Source organism: Providencia sp. PROV205 (assembly GCF_028479505.1).
GTDB lineage: Bacteria > Pseudomonadota > Gammaproteobacteria > Enterobacterales > Enterobacteriaceae > Providencia > Providencia huaxiensis.
Genome location: NZ_JAMPNU010000008.1, coordinates 21,480 through 38,889 on the forward strand (window position 1 = coordinate 21,480; position 17,410 = coordinate 38,889).

The 17,410-nt window shown below is 40.7% G+C and carries 13 protein-coding genes and 3 tRNA genes; 9 read left to right on the forward strand and 7 right to left on the reverse strand.

What is annotated here, in order from left to right; genetic code table 11:
* Nucleotides 1-593: 593 nt before the first annotated feature.
* Nucleotides 594-1,709 (reverse strand): AI-2E family transporter YdiK, encoded by a 1,116-nt coding sequence (gene ydiK / locus PR800_RS07100; protein WP_166265289.1) that lies wholly within the window; start codon nt 1,707-1,709, stop codon nt 594-596.
* Nucleotides 1,710-1,964: 255 nt separating this feature from the next.
* On the opposite strand from ydiK, the gene ydiJ reads away from it, so the two are divergent.
* From ydiJ to PR800_RS07145, 9 genes are all read left to right on the forward strand, one after another.
* Nucleotides 1,965-5,018, forward strand: a complete 3,054-nt coding sequence (ydiJ, locus tag PR800_RS07105) for a D-2-hydroxyglutarate dehydrogenase YdiJ (protein ID WP_102139711.1) — start codon at nt 1,965-1,967, stop codon at nt 5,016-5,018.
* A complete protein-coding gene (menI, locus tag PR800_RS07110) occupies nt 5,018-5,431 on the forward strand; it encodes a 1,4-dihydroxy-2-naphthoyl-CoA hydrolase (protein ID WP_272530475.1) in 414 nt (137 codons plus the stop codon). Before ydiJ ends, menI begins: the two co-directional genes overlap by 1 nt.
* A gap of 413 nt (nt 5,432-5,844) precedes the next feature.
* Nucleotides 5,845-6,213, forward strand: a complete 369-nt coding sequence (gene sufA / locus PR800_RS07115) for a Fe-S cluster assembly scaffold SufA (protein ID WP_102139709.1) — start codon at nt 5,845-5,847, stop codon at nt 6,211-6,213.
* A 16-nt stretch (nt 6,214-6,229) separates the two neighbouring features.
* A complete protein-coding gene (gene sufB / locus PR800_RS07120; RefSeq protein ID WP_102139708.1) occupies nt 6,230-7,729 on the forward strand; it encodes a Fe-S cluster assembly protein SufB in 1,500 nt (499 codons plus the stop codon).
* Nucleotides 7,730-7,774: 45 nt separating this feature from the next.
* Nucleotides 7,775-8,521: a Fe-S cluster assembly ATPase SufC gene (sufC, locus tag PR800_RS07125; RefSeq protein ID WP_004263776.1), complete on the forward strand. Its 747-nt coding sequence runs from the start codon at nt 7,775-7,777 to the stop codon at nt 8,519-8,521.
* Nucleotides 8,496-9,803: a Fe-S cluster assembly protein SufD gene (gene sufD / locus PR800_RS07130; RefSeq protein ID WP_206275852.1), complete on the forward strand. Its 1,308-nt coding sequence runs from the start codon at nt 8,496-8,498 to the stop codon at nt 9,801-9,803. Before sufC ends, sufD begins: the two co-directional genes overlap by 26 nt.
* Nucleotides 9,804-9,808: 5 nt before the next feature.
* Nucleotides 9,809-11,047 carry a cysteine desulfurase SufS gene (gene sufS / locus PR800_RS07135; RefSeq protein WP_272530476.1) on the forward strand — a complete coding sequence of 413 codons (1,239 nt, stop codon included), beginning with the start codon at nt 9,809-9,811 and terminating at the stop codon, nt 11,045-11,047.
* A 33-nt stretch (nt 11,048-11,080) separates the two neighbouring features.
* Complete coding sequence (gene sufE, locus PR800_RS07140; protein ID WP_239979300.1) at nt 11,081-11,497, forward strand: cysteine desulfuration protein SufE; 417 nt, start codon at nt 11,081-11,083, stop codon at nt 11,495-11,497.
* 248 nt (nt 11,498-11,745) lie between these two features.
* The gene (locus PR800_RS07145) at nt 11,746-12,810 is read left to right on the forward strand and encodes a L,D-transpeptidase family protein (RefSeq protein ID WP_272530479.1); all 1,065 of its coding nucleotides are present in this window, start codon (nt 11,746-11,748) and stop codon (nt 12,808-12,810) included.
* Between the two features lie 96 nt (nt 12,811-12,906).
* Here the strand turns inward: PR800_RS07145 and PR800_RS07150 are convergent, their stop codons facing one another.
* The 6 genes from PR800_RS07150 to PR800_RS07175 form a co-directional block, all read right to left on the reverse strand.
* Nucleotides 12,907-13,143, reverse strand: a complete 237-nt coding sequence (locus tag PR800_RS07150; RefSeq protein WP_004263789.1) for a major outer membrane lipoprotein — start codon at nt 13,141-13,143, stop codon at nt 12,907-12,909.
* Between the two features lie 411 nt (nt 13,144-13,554).
* Entirely contained in the window at nt 13,555-14,967 is a 1,413-nt protein-coding gene (pykF, locus tag PR800_RS07155) for a pyruvate kinase PykF (protein WP_166265271.1), read from the reverse strand.
* Between the two features lie 418 nt (nt 14,968-15,385).
* Nucleotides 15,386-15,462 (reverse strand) — tRNA-Val (locus tag PR800_RS07160).
* A gap of 31 nt (nt 15,463-15,493) precedes the next feature.
* Nucleotides 15,494-15,570, reverse strand: a tRNA-Val gene (locus tag PR800_RS07165).
* 30 nt (nt 15,571-15,600) lie between these two features.
* Nucleotides 15,601-15,677: transfer RNA gene (locus PR800_RS07170), tRNA-Val, on the reverse strand.
* 158 nt (nt 15,678-15,835) lie between these two features.
* A complete protein-coding gene (locus PR800_RS07175) occupies nt 15,836-17,209 on the reverse strand; it encodes an MATE family efflux transporter (protein WP_102139702.1) in 1,374 nt (457 codons plus the stop codon).
* Nucleotides 17,210-17,410: the final 201 nt, after the last annotated feature.

Here is a 17,410-nt window from a genome sequence, read left to right on the forward strand (position 1 = left end):
ATATTAAACAGTTCTGGATAACTGTCTGCATAATACTTTTTAGGTATAAGCTAAGCGTAAATAAAATATAATTACTCCCATTGTGAGTATTAAGTTTTAAAAGGATAGCATATCCTAAATAAGTGTAACGAAGATTAATTAATTATATAACGCTAAAAGAGTAAGATTACTGATAATAATGTCAGAAATTGATGTTAATCAATAATTATAAGCTGATATTCTGATTGGGACATGAATAGTATTCATATTAAATTAAGATAAAAAAAAAGCCTATCATGGGCTGACAGGCAAAGACTACACACAGCAATTCAGTTAATAAAACCACGCCTAAAAGGGGATGGCATAGCTTTGTAGATCTATATGATTGAATAATCAAATGTTAAACTATTCATATTATACAATCATTAAGAACACTCTCAATATTAATCATTGTTACTTAAAGAGAATTAATTCAATAGATTTATGTTAACATAAATTAGCCTAAATACTAACGTTAGAATGTTAAATATTGTTTCTAAATATTAATGAAACGGGATTTATTAAGTTAGCAGGCATGTATTGCTTGAACATGCCTGCAACTAATTAGTGGTATGCTACTTTTTAATCAAAAACTCTTCTTCTAGAAACTTTTCAGTTTCTGTTAAGTCTTCATTTGGAACTGCGACTTCGTTCATCCAAGCTTTTAGTAAGCTATATGAAACTGCTAATACAACTGGACCAATAAACAAACCAATCATACCAAATGATAGGATCCCACCAATAACACCAATAAGGATCAGAACCATTGGTAAGTCTGCGCCCATTTTAATTAACCATGGGCGTAGAACACCATCCATGGTAGCAACAACAGCGGCCCATATCGCAAGAATAATTCCCCAGGTTGTATCACCCGTCCAAAACAGCCAAATGACAGATGGCACCATGATGAGTAGAGGCCCCAACTGTGCCACACAGCAAATAAACAATAAGACAGTCAAAATTGCCGCATAACCGATACCTGACAGGGCGAGGCCAATTCCACCGACTATGGCTTGAATTAGTGCAGTCACGACGACACCAAGGGCAACAGCTCGAATAGATTGTGCTGCTAATACGACGGCAGCATCCCCACGGATCCCTGCGAGACGAACAGCAAAGTGACGGATGCCAACCATGACAGATTCGCCTTTAAGGTAGAGCAAGCCACTAAATAGCAACATTAGCATCAAGTGAAAAATAAATCTTCCTGCGCTAATGGCCTGCGTAGCAAACCACCCCGCAGCTTGGCCAAAGTAGGGTTGAATTTTAGCCAGTAAAGCATTACCACCACTAGCGACTAAACTATGCCACGCATAGTAAATTTTCTCACCGACCATTGGGATGGTATTTAGCCATTCTAAATCAGGTAATGTTAGGCTTGACGGTGATTTGGCTAAATCAATGAGTGGGGTGCTATTTTCAATAATACTGCCGATTAGAATACCTAATGGGATAACGAATAGCAGTAATATAAGAAGAACCATCACTAATGCCGCTAACCAGCGCTTGTGCCATAAGCGAGCTTCTAGTCTTAATAATAGTGGCCAAGTAGCAATGACCATCATTCCAGCCCATACAAAGCCAAGAATAAATGGATTAAGTACCCAAAAGCAGGCTGCTATCATTAAAACGATGGATAATAGGCCGAAAATAAGTTTGGGAAGATCCAAGCGTTTTTGCGATTTTTCCATTAATGATTGATCCTTTACAAATGAAAATTCTGCGTGTGTGGCAAATTTTTAGGTGAAAATAACGTAATTATTTTTCACGGTTAAAAAAAACAATATTGTGGTATGGTTCATGATGGCAATGTCATCAGCGGCTGTACTGTCTTTACAGGCTGTGGGGTAATTCATCATAGACCTCAGACACTATTGTGCAACTTAAAATAAAGATAGTACATAACGAGTAATGCGAACACTAAACAACAAGAGTCATCGTTAATAATGATCCCGCGTATATCAGAAGCTCCTCATCTTAGTCATTTAGTCATTGAGTTCTTGCATGAGCTACAAGAACAGGGTTTTACTGGGGATAACGGCACCAGCTATGCTGAGCGTTTATCCATGGCGACAGACAATAGTATTTACCAATTATTACCTCAAGCGGTTGTGTTTCCACGTTCGAGTGCAGACGTACAAATTATCACTCGCCTTGCAGGGCAAGCAAAATTTCGTGAGCTTAGCTTTACACCTCGGGGAGGGGGAACGGGAACCAATGGGCAATCCTTAACCGAAGGGATTGTTGTGGATATGTCCCGTTATATGAACCGCATTCTAGAAATAAATCCAGAGCAAGGGTGGGTTAAAGTTGAGGCTGGGGTTATCAAAGACCAATTAAATCAATACCTCAAACCTTACGGTTATTTCTTTTCACCTGAATTATCCACTAGTAACCGAGCAACATTAGGTGGGATGATCAACACTGACGCATCAGGCCAAGGCTCATTAGTTTATGGAAAAACGTCTGATCACGTATTAGGCGTCAAAGCCATGGTGTTAGGTGGGGAATGCTTAGATACACGCGCTATGCCTATCGAACTCGCCCAAACGATTGCGTCAGAAGATTCTACGGTGGGACGCATTTATAAAACGGTGTTAGAACGCTGTTTAGAACAACGTTCATTAATTGAAGAAAAATTTCCTAAGTTAAACCGTTTCCTAACTGGTTATGATTTACGTCATGTATTTAATGATGCATTAACTGAATTTGACCTTACCCGTATTTTGACTGGGTCTGAAGGGTCTTTAGCTTTTATTACCGAGGCGACACTGGACATTACACCTTTGCCAAAAGTACGGCGCTTGGTAAATGTAAAATATGACTCTTTTGAGTCCGCATTGCGTAATGCACCTTTTATGGTTGAAGCGAAAGCATTGTCTGTTGAAACCGTGGATTCAAAAGTACTTAACTTGGCAAAAGAAGACATCGTTTGGCATTCCGTCAAAGCCTTAATTACGGATGTGCCAAATAAAGAGATGTTAGGGTTAAACATCGTTGAATTTAGTGGTGACGATGAAGATGAAATCAATCAATTGACTGAAAGCTTGTGCCAACGCTTAGACGAATTAATGGCGAATAATCAAGCCGGAGTGATTGGCTATCAAACTTGCCATGATCTTGAAGATATTACGCGCATTTATAATATGCGTAAAAAAGCGGTTGGGTTATTGGGGAATAGTAAAGGCGCAGCGAAGCCAATCCCATTTGTTGAGGATACCTGCGTTCCCCCTGAGCATCTTGCTGACTATATAGTAGAATTTCGTGCATTATTAGACAGTCATAACTTGAATTATGGCATGTTTGGCCATGTAGATGCAGGTGTCTTACATGTTCGTCCTGCACTTGATATGTGTGATCCGCAACAAGAAGTATTGATGAAACAAATTTCTGATGAAATTGTGGCATTAACCGCGAAATACGGTGGACTACTGTGGGGGGAGCATGGGAAAGGTTTCCGTGCACAATATAGCCCTGAATTTTTTGGTGATGTGTTATACGCTGAACTGCGTAACATCAAAGCCGCTTTTGACCCCGATAACCGCTTGAATCCAGGTAAAATTTGTCCACCTGCGGGGCTGGATGCACCGATGAAGCAGGTTGATGATATCAAGCGAGGAACGTATGACCGGCAAATTCCAGTCCAAATGCGCCAAGAATTCCGTGGTGCAATGGAGTGTAATGGCAATGGGCTGTGTTTTAATTTTGATGTGAAAAGCCCGATGTGCCCGTCGATGAAGGTGAGTGGTCAACGAGTCCATTCCCCGAAAGGCCGCGCGACACTTGTTCGCGAATGGTTAAGGTTACTAGCGGAACAAGGCATTACACCAGAACACCTTGAAAAAGGTATAACACAAAGCCAACCATCATTGCGTGGTCTTATAGAGAAAACACGTAATACTTGGCGTGCGAAGCAAGGCGATTATGACTTCTCTCATGAAGTGAAAGCATCAATGGCAGGGTGCCTTGCCTGTAAAGCCTGCTCAACGCAATGCCCGATCAAAATTGATGTCCCTTCATTTAGAGCGAAATTTTTAGCGCTGTACCATGGGCGCTATTTACGTCCTATTCGGGACCATATTGTTGCAAACGTTGAAGCGAGTGCGCCATTACTTTCCAAAGTACCGGGGGTATTTAATTTCTTTTTACGTCAACCGATGGTGCAAAAATTGAGTCAACACACGATTGGCATGGTAGATTTGCCGTTGTTTTCTCAACCAACGTTGAAACAAGAACTTTCAGGACATGCCGCGGTTTCTGTCACGCTTGAGCAACTTGAAAGTATGACGAGTTCACAGCGTGAAAAGTATGTGCTGGTGGTTCAAGACCCTTTTACCAGTTATTACGATGCCAAAGTAGTGGCAGATTTTGTCCGCTTAATCGAAAAATTAGGCCTTAAACCTGTATTGTTACCGTTCTCACCGAATGGAAAAGCACAACACATCAAAGGTTTTTTAGCGAAATTTGCGAAAACAGCGCGTAAGACTGCGGACTTTTTAAATCGAGTGGCAAAGTTACAGTTGCCAATGGTCGGTGTTGACCCTGCACTGGTACTTTGTTACCGCGATGAATATCATGAAATTTTAGGCAAAGAGCAGTGCCAATTTACGGTGATGTTGGCACATGAGTGGTTAATGACATTGCCTGAACCACACAATGTACAAACGGCTTCGGCACAACCGTGGTATTTTTTCGGTCATTGTACGGAATCAACGGCTTTACCTAATAGTGCGAACCAATGGGCAGCGTTATTTGCTCGCTTTGGGCAAACATTGAATAATGTTAGTGTTGGCTGTTGTGGCATGGCAGGGACTTATGGACACGAAGTGGCCAATCTTCAAAATTCAAAAGGTATTTATGACTTATCGTGGAAAGGCGCGATGTCTTCTTTGCCTAAAGATCGCTGTTTAAGTTCAGGTTATTCTTGCCGTAGCCAAGTTAAGCGAATGGAAAATGTATCGATAAAACATCCGATTCAAGCCCTGTTGGAGATAGTTTAATGATTTGGAAACGTCAATTTAATTTGCAGCAACTCGCTGAAATGTCAAAAACCTGCATGTTAGGGCATCTCGGTATTGAAATCACGGCAATTGGAGATGATTATTTAGAGGGAATAATGCCTGTTGATCATCGTACCAAACAGCCTTTTGGGTTATTGCATGGCGGCGCTTCTGTTGTGTTAGCCGAATCTTTGGGTTCAATTGCGGGTTATATGTGCTCGGAAGGGGAACAAAAGGTGGTCGGGTTGGAAATCAATGCCAATCATGTTCGTGCTGCTCGCTCAGGGGTTGTGAGAGGTATTTGTAAACCGATTCATTTAGGACGTCGCCAGCAAGTGTGGAATATTGAAATTTTCAATGAACAAGGCAAATTGTGTTGTACTTCTCGCCTGACAACTGCGGTATTATATTGAATAATAACCATTCTAACTGTAGGGTTTTTTGGCTAATCAAAGGCTAAAATGCCCTATAAAACCCTTATATTTATGTGGTTTTATGACCGTTCTTTCTATAAATTCATTTTTATCAAGTTAATTAAGTTGTATAATAAATGCACCTTTATTAATTTGTGTCATTTAAGTGTATTATTTAGTACAAATTTAAATAAAAAATACAACTCTATTTATTTATTGCTTATCAATGAGTTAGACTTGTTTTTCTAGGGTGATGTTTGTTTTTTAATCTAGTAGTGAGCAAGAAAAGAGCTAAAATAGCTATAACCTCTTAAAACAAATGGTTGAAGTCAATTAGCTAATCATTACCATAGGGTAGGCAGAGTTAATCTCTTGATAACAGGCTGAAAAGCCATAAGAAATGTGGGGTCAATATGACTGACGGTGTAGAGACATTTTCATTTGATGAAAACAATTGGCAGGGAGTTAACCTGACACAAAGCGCTGCAAAACAAATCAAAAAATTGATGGTGCAAAACCCAAACACAAAAGGGCTTTCACTCGGCGTAAAACAGTCTGGCTGCGCAGGTTTCGGTTATGTGTTTGAGATGATCGAAAACCCAACAGACCAACACCTGTTATTTGAACTCGATGGCGCACACCTTTATGTGCCAAAAGAAGCAATGCCATTTATTGATGGCACAGTCGTTGATTTTGTCCAAGAAGGGCTGAATCAAATTTTCAAATTTAATAACCCGAAAGCCCAACATGCCTGTGGGTGTGGTGAAAGCTTCGGCGTTTAACATGTGAAGTCAGATTATGTCACAGAGCAATGTAGAAGTTGGCGATGATGTTCAAAGCTGGCTTGATGACCAGCGTTATAAAGAAGGCTTCTTTACTGAAGTCGCAACTGATGAAATGGCGAAAGGTATCAACGAAGATGTGATCCGTGCCATTTCAGCAAAACGTAATGAGCCTGAGTGGATGCTTCAATTTCGTCTTGATGCCTTTAATCACTGGAAAGGCATGGAAGAACCTCATTGGCTGAAAGCGAATTACCCAAATCTCGATTATCAGGACTACAGCTATTATTCTGCGCCATCTTGTGGCTCATGCGATGATACTTGTGGTTCGCAAACTGGTGCGACACAAGGCACTGGTGTGGCTGAAACCAATAACTATTTAACAGCTGAAGTTGAAGAAGCCTTTAACCAGTTGGGTGTTCCTGTCCGTGAAGGGAAGGCCGTTGCGGTTGACGCAATTTTTGACTCGGTCTCGGTATCAACAACTTACCGTGATGACCTCGCGAAACATGGGGTGATTTTCTGCTCATTCAGCGAAGCTATTCAAGAGTACCCTGAACTGGTACAGAAGTATCTAGGGTCAGTCGTTTCGAGCCATGATAACTTTTTTGCTGCATTGAATGCGGCAGTGGCTTCAGATGGCACATTTGTGTATATACCAAAAGGTGTACACTGCCCAATGGAGCTATCAACGTATTTTAGGATCAACGCAGCCAAAACAGGCCAATTTGAGCGTACGATTTTAATTGCCGATGAAGGTAGTTATGTCAGCTATATCGAAGGGTGTTCTGCACCTGTTCGTGATAGCTATCAGCTCCATGCAGCGGTTGTTGAAGTGATTATTCATAAAGATGCTGAAGTTAAATATTCAACTGTCCAGAACTGGTTCTCTGGTGGGGATAGCGAAGCGGGTGGGATCCTGAACTTTGTGACTAAACGCGCATTGTGTGAAGGTGAAAATTCAAAAATGTCATGGACACAGTCAGAAACTGGCTCTGCCATCACATGGAAATACCCAAGCGTCATCCTTAAAGGGGACAACTCAGTCGGTGAATTTTACTCCGTTGCATTAACAAACGGCAATCAGCAAGCGGATACCGGAACGAAAATGATCCATATCGGGAAAAATACCCGTTCCACGATCATTTCTAAAGGTATTTCTGCGGGTAAAAGTCAAAACAGCTATCGCGGTTTAGTGAAAATTTTACCAAGTGCACATAATGCTCGTAACTTTACCCAATGTGACTCTATGTTAATTGGTACACAGTGTGGTGCACATACTTTCCCATATGTGGAAGTGAAAAATAATACGGCACAGCTCGAACATGAAGCAACAACCTCACGTATTGGGGAAGACCAGTTATTTTACTGTTTACAACGTGGTATCAGCGAAGACGATGCAATTTCAATGATTGTAAATGGTTTCTGTAAGGATGTGTTCTCGGAGCTTCCATTAGAATTTGCCGTAGAAGCACAAAAATTACTGGCGATCAGCTTAGAGCACAGCGTTGGCTGATCCTAATCGAGTTTATTTGCGCTAAAGCGCTAAAGGCATGTAAATATGTTAAGTGTTAAAGATTTACACGTGAGTGTAGAAGGTAATGAGATTTTAAAAGGGTTATCTCTGGAAGTAAAACCAGGGGAAGTTCATGCCATCATGGGGCCAAATGGTTCAGGTAAAAGTACATTATCAGCCACACTTGCTGGCCGCGAAGAGTATGAAATTGATAGCGGTGAAGTGACGTTTAAAGGTAAGGACCTGTTTGAATTAGATCCCGAAGAGCGTGCAGGGGAAGGTGTTTTCCTCGCATTTCAATACCCAGTCGAAATTCCAGGGGTCAGTAACCAATTTTTCTTGCAAACAGCCGTTAATGCGGTCAGAGAATATCGTCAGCAAGAAGCATTAGATCGTTTCGATTTCCAAGATTTTATTGAAGATAAAATTAAATTATTAGAAATGCCAGAAGATTTACTTGCTCGTTCTGTCAACGTAGGTTTCTCCGGTGGTGAGAAAAAACGCAATGATATCTTGCAGATGGCAGCTCTAGAACCTCAATTGTGTATCCTCGATGAAACTGACTCCGGTTTAGATATTGATGCACTGAAAATTGTGGCTAACGGGGTGAATTCATTACGCTCGCCAGAGCGTTCATTCATCATCGTCACTCACTATCAGCGTATTTTGGATTATGTAAAACCTGACTTTGTCCATGTGTTATATCAAGGGAAAATCATCAAATCAGGTGATTTCAGTTTAGCGAAAAAACTGGAGGAGCAGGGTTATGGCTGGCTTATTGACCAACAGTGAAAGAGCACAAAAGCGTGCAGAAGTTGCGAAGCTTAATGAGCAAGCAATGTCACGTTTTTCTGAATTATTTGAGCAACGACACGGTGCGAATTCCCAACATGCTAAAACGCATTGGGAAATGGCAAAACAAGTTGGCTTACCTGTGTTCCGCCATGAAGATTGGCACTATACACCACTAAATACGGTACTTGAGGCTCAGTATCGTTTTAGCGATAGTGATATTGAAGCAAAAGAGTGTGAAGCATTGGCTCTGCCAATTGACGCATATCGCCTTGTTTTAATTGATGGGCGTTATAGTTCAGCACTAAGCTCCATTGATATGGGGCCATTCCAAGTGTCTTTGCTTGATAACCAAGACTTGCTGCCTTCGCCTGTAAATAGTGAGATTTTCTTGCATTTAACAGAAAGCTTGGCGGTACAACCGTTAGTTGTTTATCTTGCAGCAAATAAAATAGCAGAGAAACCATTGTATTTGCTGAATATCTCAACGGGTAGCAACGATAAGCAGGCCACGAATATTAGCCAGTATCGTTACCATTTAACGTTAGATGCAAATAGCAAAGCCCAAGTCATTGAGCATTATGTTAGTTTGAATGACCAAATGCACATGACTGGCAGCCGTTTAACAGTTGAAGTTGGTGATAACGCAGACTTTAGTCACTTTAAGTTAAATGTTGAAAATGGTCAGTCTCAGCATTTTGCTCACAATGATATTGTTATTGGTCGCGATAGCCGTGTGAAAAGTACGAGTTTTTTACTTGGCGCATTATTAACGCGTAACCATACAAGTGCTCGCCTTGATGGTGAAAATACTGAGTTTGAACTTAACAGTATATTGCTGCCTAAAGGCAATGAAATTGCAGATACGCGTACGTATTTAGAGCACAATAATAGCTACTGCAATAGTCGCCAATTACATAAAGTCATTGCAATGGATAGCAGTAAAGCTGTCTTTAATGGCATGATTAAAGTGGCACCGAACGCATTAAAAACGGATGGCCAAATGACTAACAACACATTGTTGTTAGGTGAAAAAGCAGAAATTGATACCAAGCCTCAGCTTGAGATTTATGCTGATGACGTAAAGTGTGGTCACGGTGCAACAGTCGGTCGTATTGATGACGAACAGTTGTTCTATCTGCGTTCAAGAGGAATTGAGGGGAAAGCAGCAAAACATATGATTATTATTGCATTTGCTGCAGAACTTACAGAATCTATTGAATCGGAAGAATTAAAACACGCTGTGATGGCAAACATCCGCCAGCGCTTAGCGGAGGTTTAAAATCCATGCCATTCAATGTCGCATCAGTCAGGCAGGATTTTCCTGCCTTATTTCAGTCAGTCAATAATCATCCGCTGGTCTATTTAGATAGCGCAGCAAGTGCGCAAAAGCCTTTGCAAGTTATTGAAAAAGAAAGTGAGTTTACACTACATCAATATGCCGCGGTTCACCGCGGTATACATACTCTTAGTGCAAACGCGACGACAATGATGGAAGAAGTTCGTCAAAAAGCAGCGGCTTTTATTCATGCCGCTTCAAATGAAGAAATCGTGTTTGTCAAAGGTACGACGGAAGGCATTAACCTTGTTGCAAACAGTTTTGGCCGGAAGTATTTCCATGAAGGGGACAATATTGTCATCACTGAAATGGAACACCATGCGAATATTGTACCTTGGTATATGTTAGCTGAGGAAATTGGCTTTGAAATCCGTGTTATCCCAATTTCCGATGATGGTAGGCTGCAATTAGATGTATTAAATGATGTCATTGATTCACGTACGCGATTGCTGAGTTTTACACATATCTCTAATGTATTGGGAACAGTTAATCCCGTACAGGAGATAATCAAGCAGGCACGAGCAATTGCTGCCTCAAAAGGCAGTGAAATCACGGTATTGGTCGATGGTGCGCAAGGTGCAATGCATCAGCAGGTTGATGTGCAAGCCTTAGACTGTGATTTTTATGTGTTTTCAGGTCACAAGTTATATGGCCCGACAGGTATTGGTATCCTTTACGGTAAAAAAGCTATTTTGGATATGATGCCACCATGGGAAGGCGGTGGGGCGATGATCCGCCAAGTTAGCCTGACCAAAGGGATCACTTTTGCTGATGCACCATGGCGCTTTGAAGCAGGAACACCGAATGTAAGCGCAATTATTGGTTTAGGGGCGGCATTCGATTATTTAAATGCACTAAATTTATCTGATGTATTTGCTCATGAAGCTGAAGTGATGGCTTATGCGTCTAAGAAATTACAAGAAATACCTTCAATTATATTATATGGCAATGACCAACGGGAAGGTGTTCTGGCCTTCAATCTAGGCCAGCACCATGCTTATGATGTGGGGTCTTTTCTTGATAGGTATGGCATTGCAATCCGTACTGGGCATCACTGTGCTTTACCATTAATGGAACATTACCAAGTGCCCGCTATGTGCCGTGCTTCTGTGGGGATATACACGACTAAGGAAGAAGTTGATTCCTTATTCAATGCGTTACAGCGCATCAAAAAATTGTTAGGCTAAGCACATAAGAAACACATAGTAAAGGAAATGAGCATGCCCGCATTACCCGATGAAAATAAGTTATTACGTAATTTCTCTCGCTGCCAAGACTGGGAAGAACGCTATCTTTATATGATAGAACTAGGAGGGCGTTTACCTGAACTCTCTGCGGTGCAAAGAAGCGATGATAATTTAATCGCCGGTTGCCAAAGCCAAGTGTGGATTGATATGCAAAAACAAGCAGACGGTACCGTTACGTTTGCCGGTGACAGCGACGCTGCGATCGTTAAAGGGTTAGTTGCTATTGTGATCATTCTTTTTCAAGGTAAAACTGCCCAACAAATATTAGCACTGGATGTTAAGTCATTTTTTGAGCAATTAGCATTGGAGCAGCATTTAACACCTTCACGTACTCAAGGCTTAAATGCAATGATCCGTACGATTTTATCGCGCGCGGCACAGTTCGTGTGATCCTACCGAGGGAGCGTTATGCTCCCTTACCTATATTTTACTTCTTGGGTATTATTCTTTATCTGAGTAATCCATTAAAGCCATCGTGTTTAACTATATCTAACTATATTTAACCATCATAAAAAGACTGACTTCATATTAATACTTAATAAAAATATTTATTTAGTATTAAAGATATGAAAGATAGTTGCTATTATGAACAATAATTATTGAATTATTGTAAGAACATTATTTTCCTTGGAGTAGATATGAAAAGAGTTTTGACGGTGGCAAGTTTGTTTGTCATGAGCGCCTTATTAGCGCCAGCTCAAGCAAAAGAATACCCATTACCTGACAGTAACACTCGTCTTATCGGGGAAAATTACACGTATATCGTCCCCAATGATGGGCGGCCGTTGGAGGCCATTGCCAGTGATCACCAAATTGGCCTACTTGGTATGCTTGAGGCAAATCCAGGAACAGACCCGTATCTTCCCGAAGCGGGTAAAGAACTTATCATTCCAGCACAAATGCTATTACCGTCGACACCAAGAACGGGAATTGTGATTAATCTGGCTGAGCTACGTTTATATTACTACCCAGCGAACAGTGAAGAAGTGATTGTATATCCTATTGGTATTGGCCAATTAGGTCGTGATACACCTGAAATGGTAACTTCAGTAAGCCAATCAATTAAAGATCCAACATGGACGCCAACGGCGAACATCCGTAAAAATTATGCTAAAGAAGGTATAACGCTTCCTGCAGTCGTTCCCGCTGGCCCTGAAAACCCAATGGGTTTGTATGCATTACGACTAGCATATGGGCGTGGTGAATATCTGATTCACGGTACTAATGCAGATTTTGGTATTGGTATGAGGGTGAGCTCCGGTTGTATTCGTTTACGTCCTGATGATATTGAAGCGTTATTCAAGACAGTACCAAAAGGAACTCGTGTCCAAGTTATTGATCAGCCTGTAAAATACTCCAAAGAAACTGATGGCAGTTATTACATTGAAGTACATCAGCCATTGTCACGGACAAACAGTGATGATCCTCAAACCATGCCAATCAAGCTATCTGACGATTTCAAGCGTTTTCTGGAAAATGAAGGGGTTGATAAGGCTTTAGTAGAAAAAGAGCTAGCAAGGCGTTCTGGGATGCCTGTGCGTGTGAATAATGATCAGGGTAATAGTTCTTCAGACTCTGAAACGCAGCACGAAGGGTTAGTGCCTATTGAACCTTTTACTATTTCACAGCCTGAACCTATCTATGATGGTAAAGTTGGTGCTTTGTTACCTGCGAAATACCGTTCTTCTGTTGTAACTCAATAATCCTGACAAATAATAAGGGCCTATTTTCATAGGCCCTCATAAATACTATTAGCTTCAAAGAAGCGTCGTATCAGCTAGATAACGACCAAATTGAACTTATTTTTTGTAAGTACGAACTTGGTTATCTAAACGCTGGTTAGCGCGCGCTGCTTCTTCTTGAGCTGTCTGTACGTCAGAACGCAGAGACTGAACGTCGTTGCTCAGTTGATCAACTTTACCATTCAGAGTTTGCACGTCTGAAGAGAGTTTTTGCACTTCAGTGCTGTTAGAACAACCCGCTAGTAATGCTGAAGCTAATACGATAGAGCCCAGTACAATTTTAGTACGAATCATTATTTTACCCTCTAGATTGATTTATCTTGAAAATATAAAAAAGCAAGTCACCAAACAATAGAGCTAAGCTTGTTATCTTAAAGCTTGCTATATCCCTTTAAAACAACCTAATGAAAATTAGGGTATGGCACTTACTATGTCTTATGCTAGTACTAAATATAAAGTTTTGCTAGAAATACTTTATATTTAGTACTAGGAAAAAGGAGAAAAATTTAAATTAAGATTAATAAAGGTTGTTATTTGACCAATCTGAGCGTGTTTTATGATATTACTCTTAAATCGCGATAAGATATTTACTAGAGAAAAGGAAATAAAGGAATAGTTACATCAAGGCAGCACTTAATGTTAAATCTAAATAAAAAGGCCGATAGCTAAAATAGTCACTATCGGCCTCTAGAAGACAATTAAAAATTAAAGTACATGAACTGAAGATGTGTTGGTTGTACCGCTTTGTACTAATGCACCAGAAACCATCACAACAGCATCACCAGAAACCGCTAAACCACTTTCTAGCGCTGCGCGTTTACCTTCACGGTAAAAATCATCTGTGGATGTAAAACCACCGACAATCATTGGGATCACACCTTTGACTAACAGTAACTGGCGTGCAGTTTCTTCATTGGTAGTCAATGCTAGGATTGGTGCTGTAGGGAAATATTTACGTACAGATTTAGCCGATTTACCACCGTAGGTTGCAACAACGATCAATGGAACATCTAATTTTTCAGACATTTCCACAGCACCACGACATACAGCTTCAGTGACACGTAAGCGTTGGCTTGGTTTTTGGTTATCAATGCGAGTTTGCATGACACGGTCTGTACGCTCACAGATAGTTGCCATAATGGTAACGGCTTCTACTGGATATTTACCTTTAGCACTTTCACCAGACAGCATAACTGCGTCTGTGCCGTCTAAAATAGCGTTGGCAACGTCGCCTGCTTCTGCGCGGGTAGGGCGTGGGTTTTTGATCATTGAATCTAACATTTGCGTTGCAGTGATCACGACTTTGCGTGCTGCGACACATTTTTCAATCATCATTTTTTGTGCAAAAATAACTTCTTCAACAGGGATCTCAACGCCTAAATCACCACGAGCAACCATGATGCCGTCTGAAGCTTCTAAAATCTCATCAAAATTATTTAAACCTTCTTGGTTTTCAATCTTAGAAATAATTTGGATGTTCTCGCCACCATGTTTTTTCAGGTGAGCACGAATTTCTTCAACATCAGAGCGCTTACGGATAAAAGAAGCAGCAACAAAATCAACACCTTGTTCGCAACCAAAGACTAAGTCTTCTTTATCTTTTTCAGCTAACGCTGGAAGGCCAATTGAAACGCCTGGCAGATTAACCCCTTTTTTCTCACCGAGGTCACCGTTATTTAAAACTTCACAAACGACTTCAGTAGCAGTGACATTAGTCACTTTCATGCCAATTAAGCCATCATCAACTAATACAGTATTACCAACTTTTAAATCTGAAGTTAAGCCTGCATAGGTCACTGCAACTTTATCTTTGTTACCTACAACTGAAGTGTCGGTAGTGAATGTAAAAGTTTGACCCGCAACGAGAGAAACGTCGTTACCACCTTCCAATTTCATGGTGCGGATTTCAGGACCTTTAGTATCTAACAGAATAGCTGCTTGTTTACCCGTTTTTGCACAAACAGAGCGAAGGTTTTTGATACGTTGACCATGTTCTTCATAGTCACCGTGAGAAAAATTGAGGCGCATGACGTTCATGCCAGCATCAAGAAGTTGAGTCAGTTTTTCTTCTGATTCGGTTTTTGGACCGATAGTACAAACAATTTTGGTTTTTTTCATGGCAGTCTATCTAATGTTATAAAGGAAATCGGAATTGCCGCCGATGCTTAGTACATTTAATAAATCGTGCGCATGAAAAATTTTGTTGCGCAACTCATTTATAAGAATAGGCGACAGTCTGGTGTTTAATGCATTTTTACACTTAAATTTGTCACATTTTGATTCTTATTATAGTGTAGATGACAAATTGAATTAAAGCTAACGTATTGATTTGCTACTGTTGAAACCTTTCAGCCAGCGCGAGTATTATAGACAACAAAAAACTGTGAGACAAATCAAATTTTATAAAATTAAAAGAAGAGACCGTTCAGATCAAAAATTCAGTTAATATTAAGTCATTTAATTTGTTGCGCAACAAGGTAAGGGAATAATAATAGACAATCAAGAGAAATTTTAGCGGGTGGGAAGATAAATAAAATGGTGCGTCCGAGTAGACTCGAACTACCGACCCCCACCATGTCAAGGTGGTGCTCTAACCAACTGAGCTACGGACGCACTGAGAAACTTGGCTTGTGTTAATTTGAAATGGTGCGTCCGAGTAGACTCGAACTACCGACCCCCACCATGTCAAGGTGGTGCTCTAACCAACTGAGCTACGGACGCGCTGAAAATTAACATTGTGTTCACTAGAAATGGTGCGTCCGAGTAGACTCGAACTACCGACCCCCACCATGTCAAGGTGGTGCTCTAACCAACTGAGCTACGGACGCATTTAAAAGTTATCTAGGTGACAACGGGGATGAATATTAACGTTATGAGGTTCATCTGGCAAGGGGAAAATGTATTTTCGTGATAGTTTGCTCGTATTTAAAACTATCTGGTGCGAAATACATCTTCCCCCATAATAAAAAGCTTAAAAAACCGTCAATTAGCGGGCAGAGCGAAGTAGAATAACATCCTCTGTTTGCTTATGGATCCACATAATCCGTGTCGCCATTCCTACTGCTGCTGCGCTTAAACCAATAATAAAGCCAATCCAAAAGCCTTTAGGTCCCATGGCCGGTGCGATAATATCAGTTAATGCTAAGATATAACCGGAAGGTAAGCCAAGTAACCAATATGCCGTGAAGGTAATAAAGAAAATAGAACGTGTATCTTTATAGCCACGTAAAATTCCCGCACCAATAACTTGCACAGAGTCTGAAAGCTGATAAATAGCGGCATATAGCATTAAACTACTCGCTAAAACAACCACCTCTGGGTTTTTGTTATACATCATCGCAATTGGCTCACGGAAGACCGCGGTGAGAACTGCGGTAAAACAAGCGACCATTAAGCCAACAGCAATACCAGTATAAGATGAAACTTTAGCGGCTTCAGTTGAGTTCTGCCCTAAGTTATAACCTACGCGAATGGTTGCTGCTATTCCTAATGATAATGGGAACATAAACATCACAGAACTGAAATTCAACGCAACTTGGTGACCAGCTACTGCGACAACACCTAATGGGGCGACTAGCAGTGCAACGACAGCAAATAAAGTGACCTCAAAGAAAAGTGCCAGACCAATAGGGGTACCTAATACGATAATTCGCTTTAAGATTAATGGATTTGGCGATGTGAAAGAGAGTGTAGGGCGAATATCGCGCTGCGCAGTAGCACGTTTCACATACCATCTCATCATCAGACACATAGCCCAATACACTGATGCAGTGGCGACACCACAACCCACACCACCTAAAGCAGGTGCACCAAAGTGACCATAAATAAAGATATAGTTAATAGGAATATTAATCATTAGGCCAAGAAAACCAATCACCATCCCCGGTTTGGTTTTTGAAAGCCCTTCACATTGGCTACGATACACTTGATAAAATAAGTAGCCCGGTGCTCCCCACATAATGGCATGTAAAAAACGGACAGACTTATCCGCCAATTCTTTATCAATATGGGGCATATTGCTAATAATAAGCTGGCTATTATAAAGAAGGCACATAATGCCTAAGGCTAAAAGTAGCGCTAACCATAGCCCTTGTTGAATTTGGTCGCCAATTAAGTTACGACGGCCTGACCCATTCATTTGTGCAACGATTGGGGTTAACGCCATCAAAATGCCTTGGCCAAAAAGAATAGCTGGCAGCCAGATGGAAAAACCAACTGCAACTGCGGACATCTCAATTTCACTAACACTTCCAGCCATAACGGTATCCACAAACCCCATTGCAGTTTGTGAAAATTGAGCTAAAACGATAGGAATACCAAGTGCCAACAAGCTACGCGCTTCTGTAAAATATTTCTGCACGCATACACCTTTGTAATAAAAGCAAGTAAGAGGAAAAAATTAGAAAAATAAATGAGTTACTAAAATCTCATTGATTATTAAAAACCGCTCATTCTATCCCTTTTCTATATGGATTCCAATAATGATATGGTAACAAACTATAAAAGAGCATTTTAGAACCTAAAATATTGCTAAATACTAGGTTTATTATCGCTTTGTTTA

What these genes read in the sequence shown, in the direction of transcription:
- pykF (WP_166265271.1), bottom strand. Translation starts at nt 14,967, where the DNA reads ATGAAAAAAACCAAAATTGTTTGTACTATCGGTCCAAAAACCGAATCA.
- PR800_RS07145 (WP_272530479.1), top strand. Translation starts at nt 11,746, where the DNA reads ATGAAAAGAGTTTTGACGGTGGCAAGTTTGTTTGTCATGAGCGCCTTA.
- sufE (WP_239979300.1), top strand. Translation starts at nt 11,081, where the DNA reads ATGCCCGCATTACCCGATGAAAATAAGTTATTACGTAATTTCTCTCGC.
- menI (WP_272530475.1), top strand. Translation starts at nt 5,018, where the DNA reads ATGATTTGGAAACGTCAATTTAATTTGCAGCAACTCGCTGAAATGTCA.
- PR800_RS07150 (WP_004263789.1), bottom strand. Translation starts at nt 13,143, where the DNA reads ATGATTCGTACTAAAATTGTACTGGGCTCTATCGTATTAGCTTCAGCA.
- sufC (WP_004263776.1), top strand. Translation starts at nt 7,775, where the DNA reads ATGTTAAGTGTTAAAGATTTACACGTGAGTGTAGAAGGTAATGAGATT.
- sufB (WP_102139708.1), top strand. Translation starts at nt 6,230, where the DNA reads ATGTCACAGAGCAATGTAGAAGTTGGCGATGATGTTCAAAGCTGGCTT.
- sufA (WP_102139709.1), top strand. Translation starts at nt 5,845, where the DNA reads ATGACTGACGGTGTAGAGACATTTTCATTTGATGAAAACAATTGGCAG.
- sufS (WP_272530476.1), top strand. Translation starts at nt 9,809, where the DNA reads ATGCCATTCAATGTCGCATCAGTCAGGCAGGATTTTCCTGCCTTATTT.
- sufD (WP_206275852.1), top strand. Translation starts at nt 8,496, where the DNA reads ATGGCTGGCTTATTGACCAACAGTGAAAGAGCACAAAAGCGTGCAGAA.
- ydiK (WP_166265289.1), bottom strand. Translation starts at nt 1,709, where the DNA reads ATGGAAAAATCGCAAAAACGCTTGGATCTTCCCAAACTTATTTTCGGC.
- ydiJ (WP_102139711.1), top strand. Translation starts at nt 1,965, where the DNA reads ATGATCCCGCGTATATCAGAAGCTCCTCATCTTAGTCATTTAGTCATT.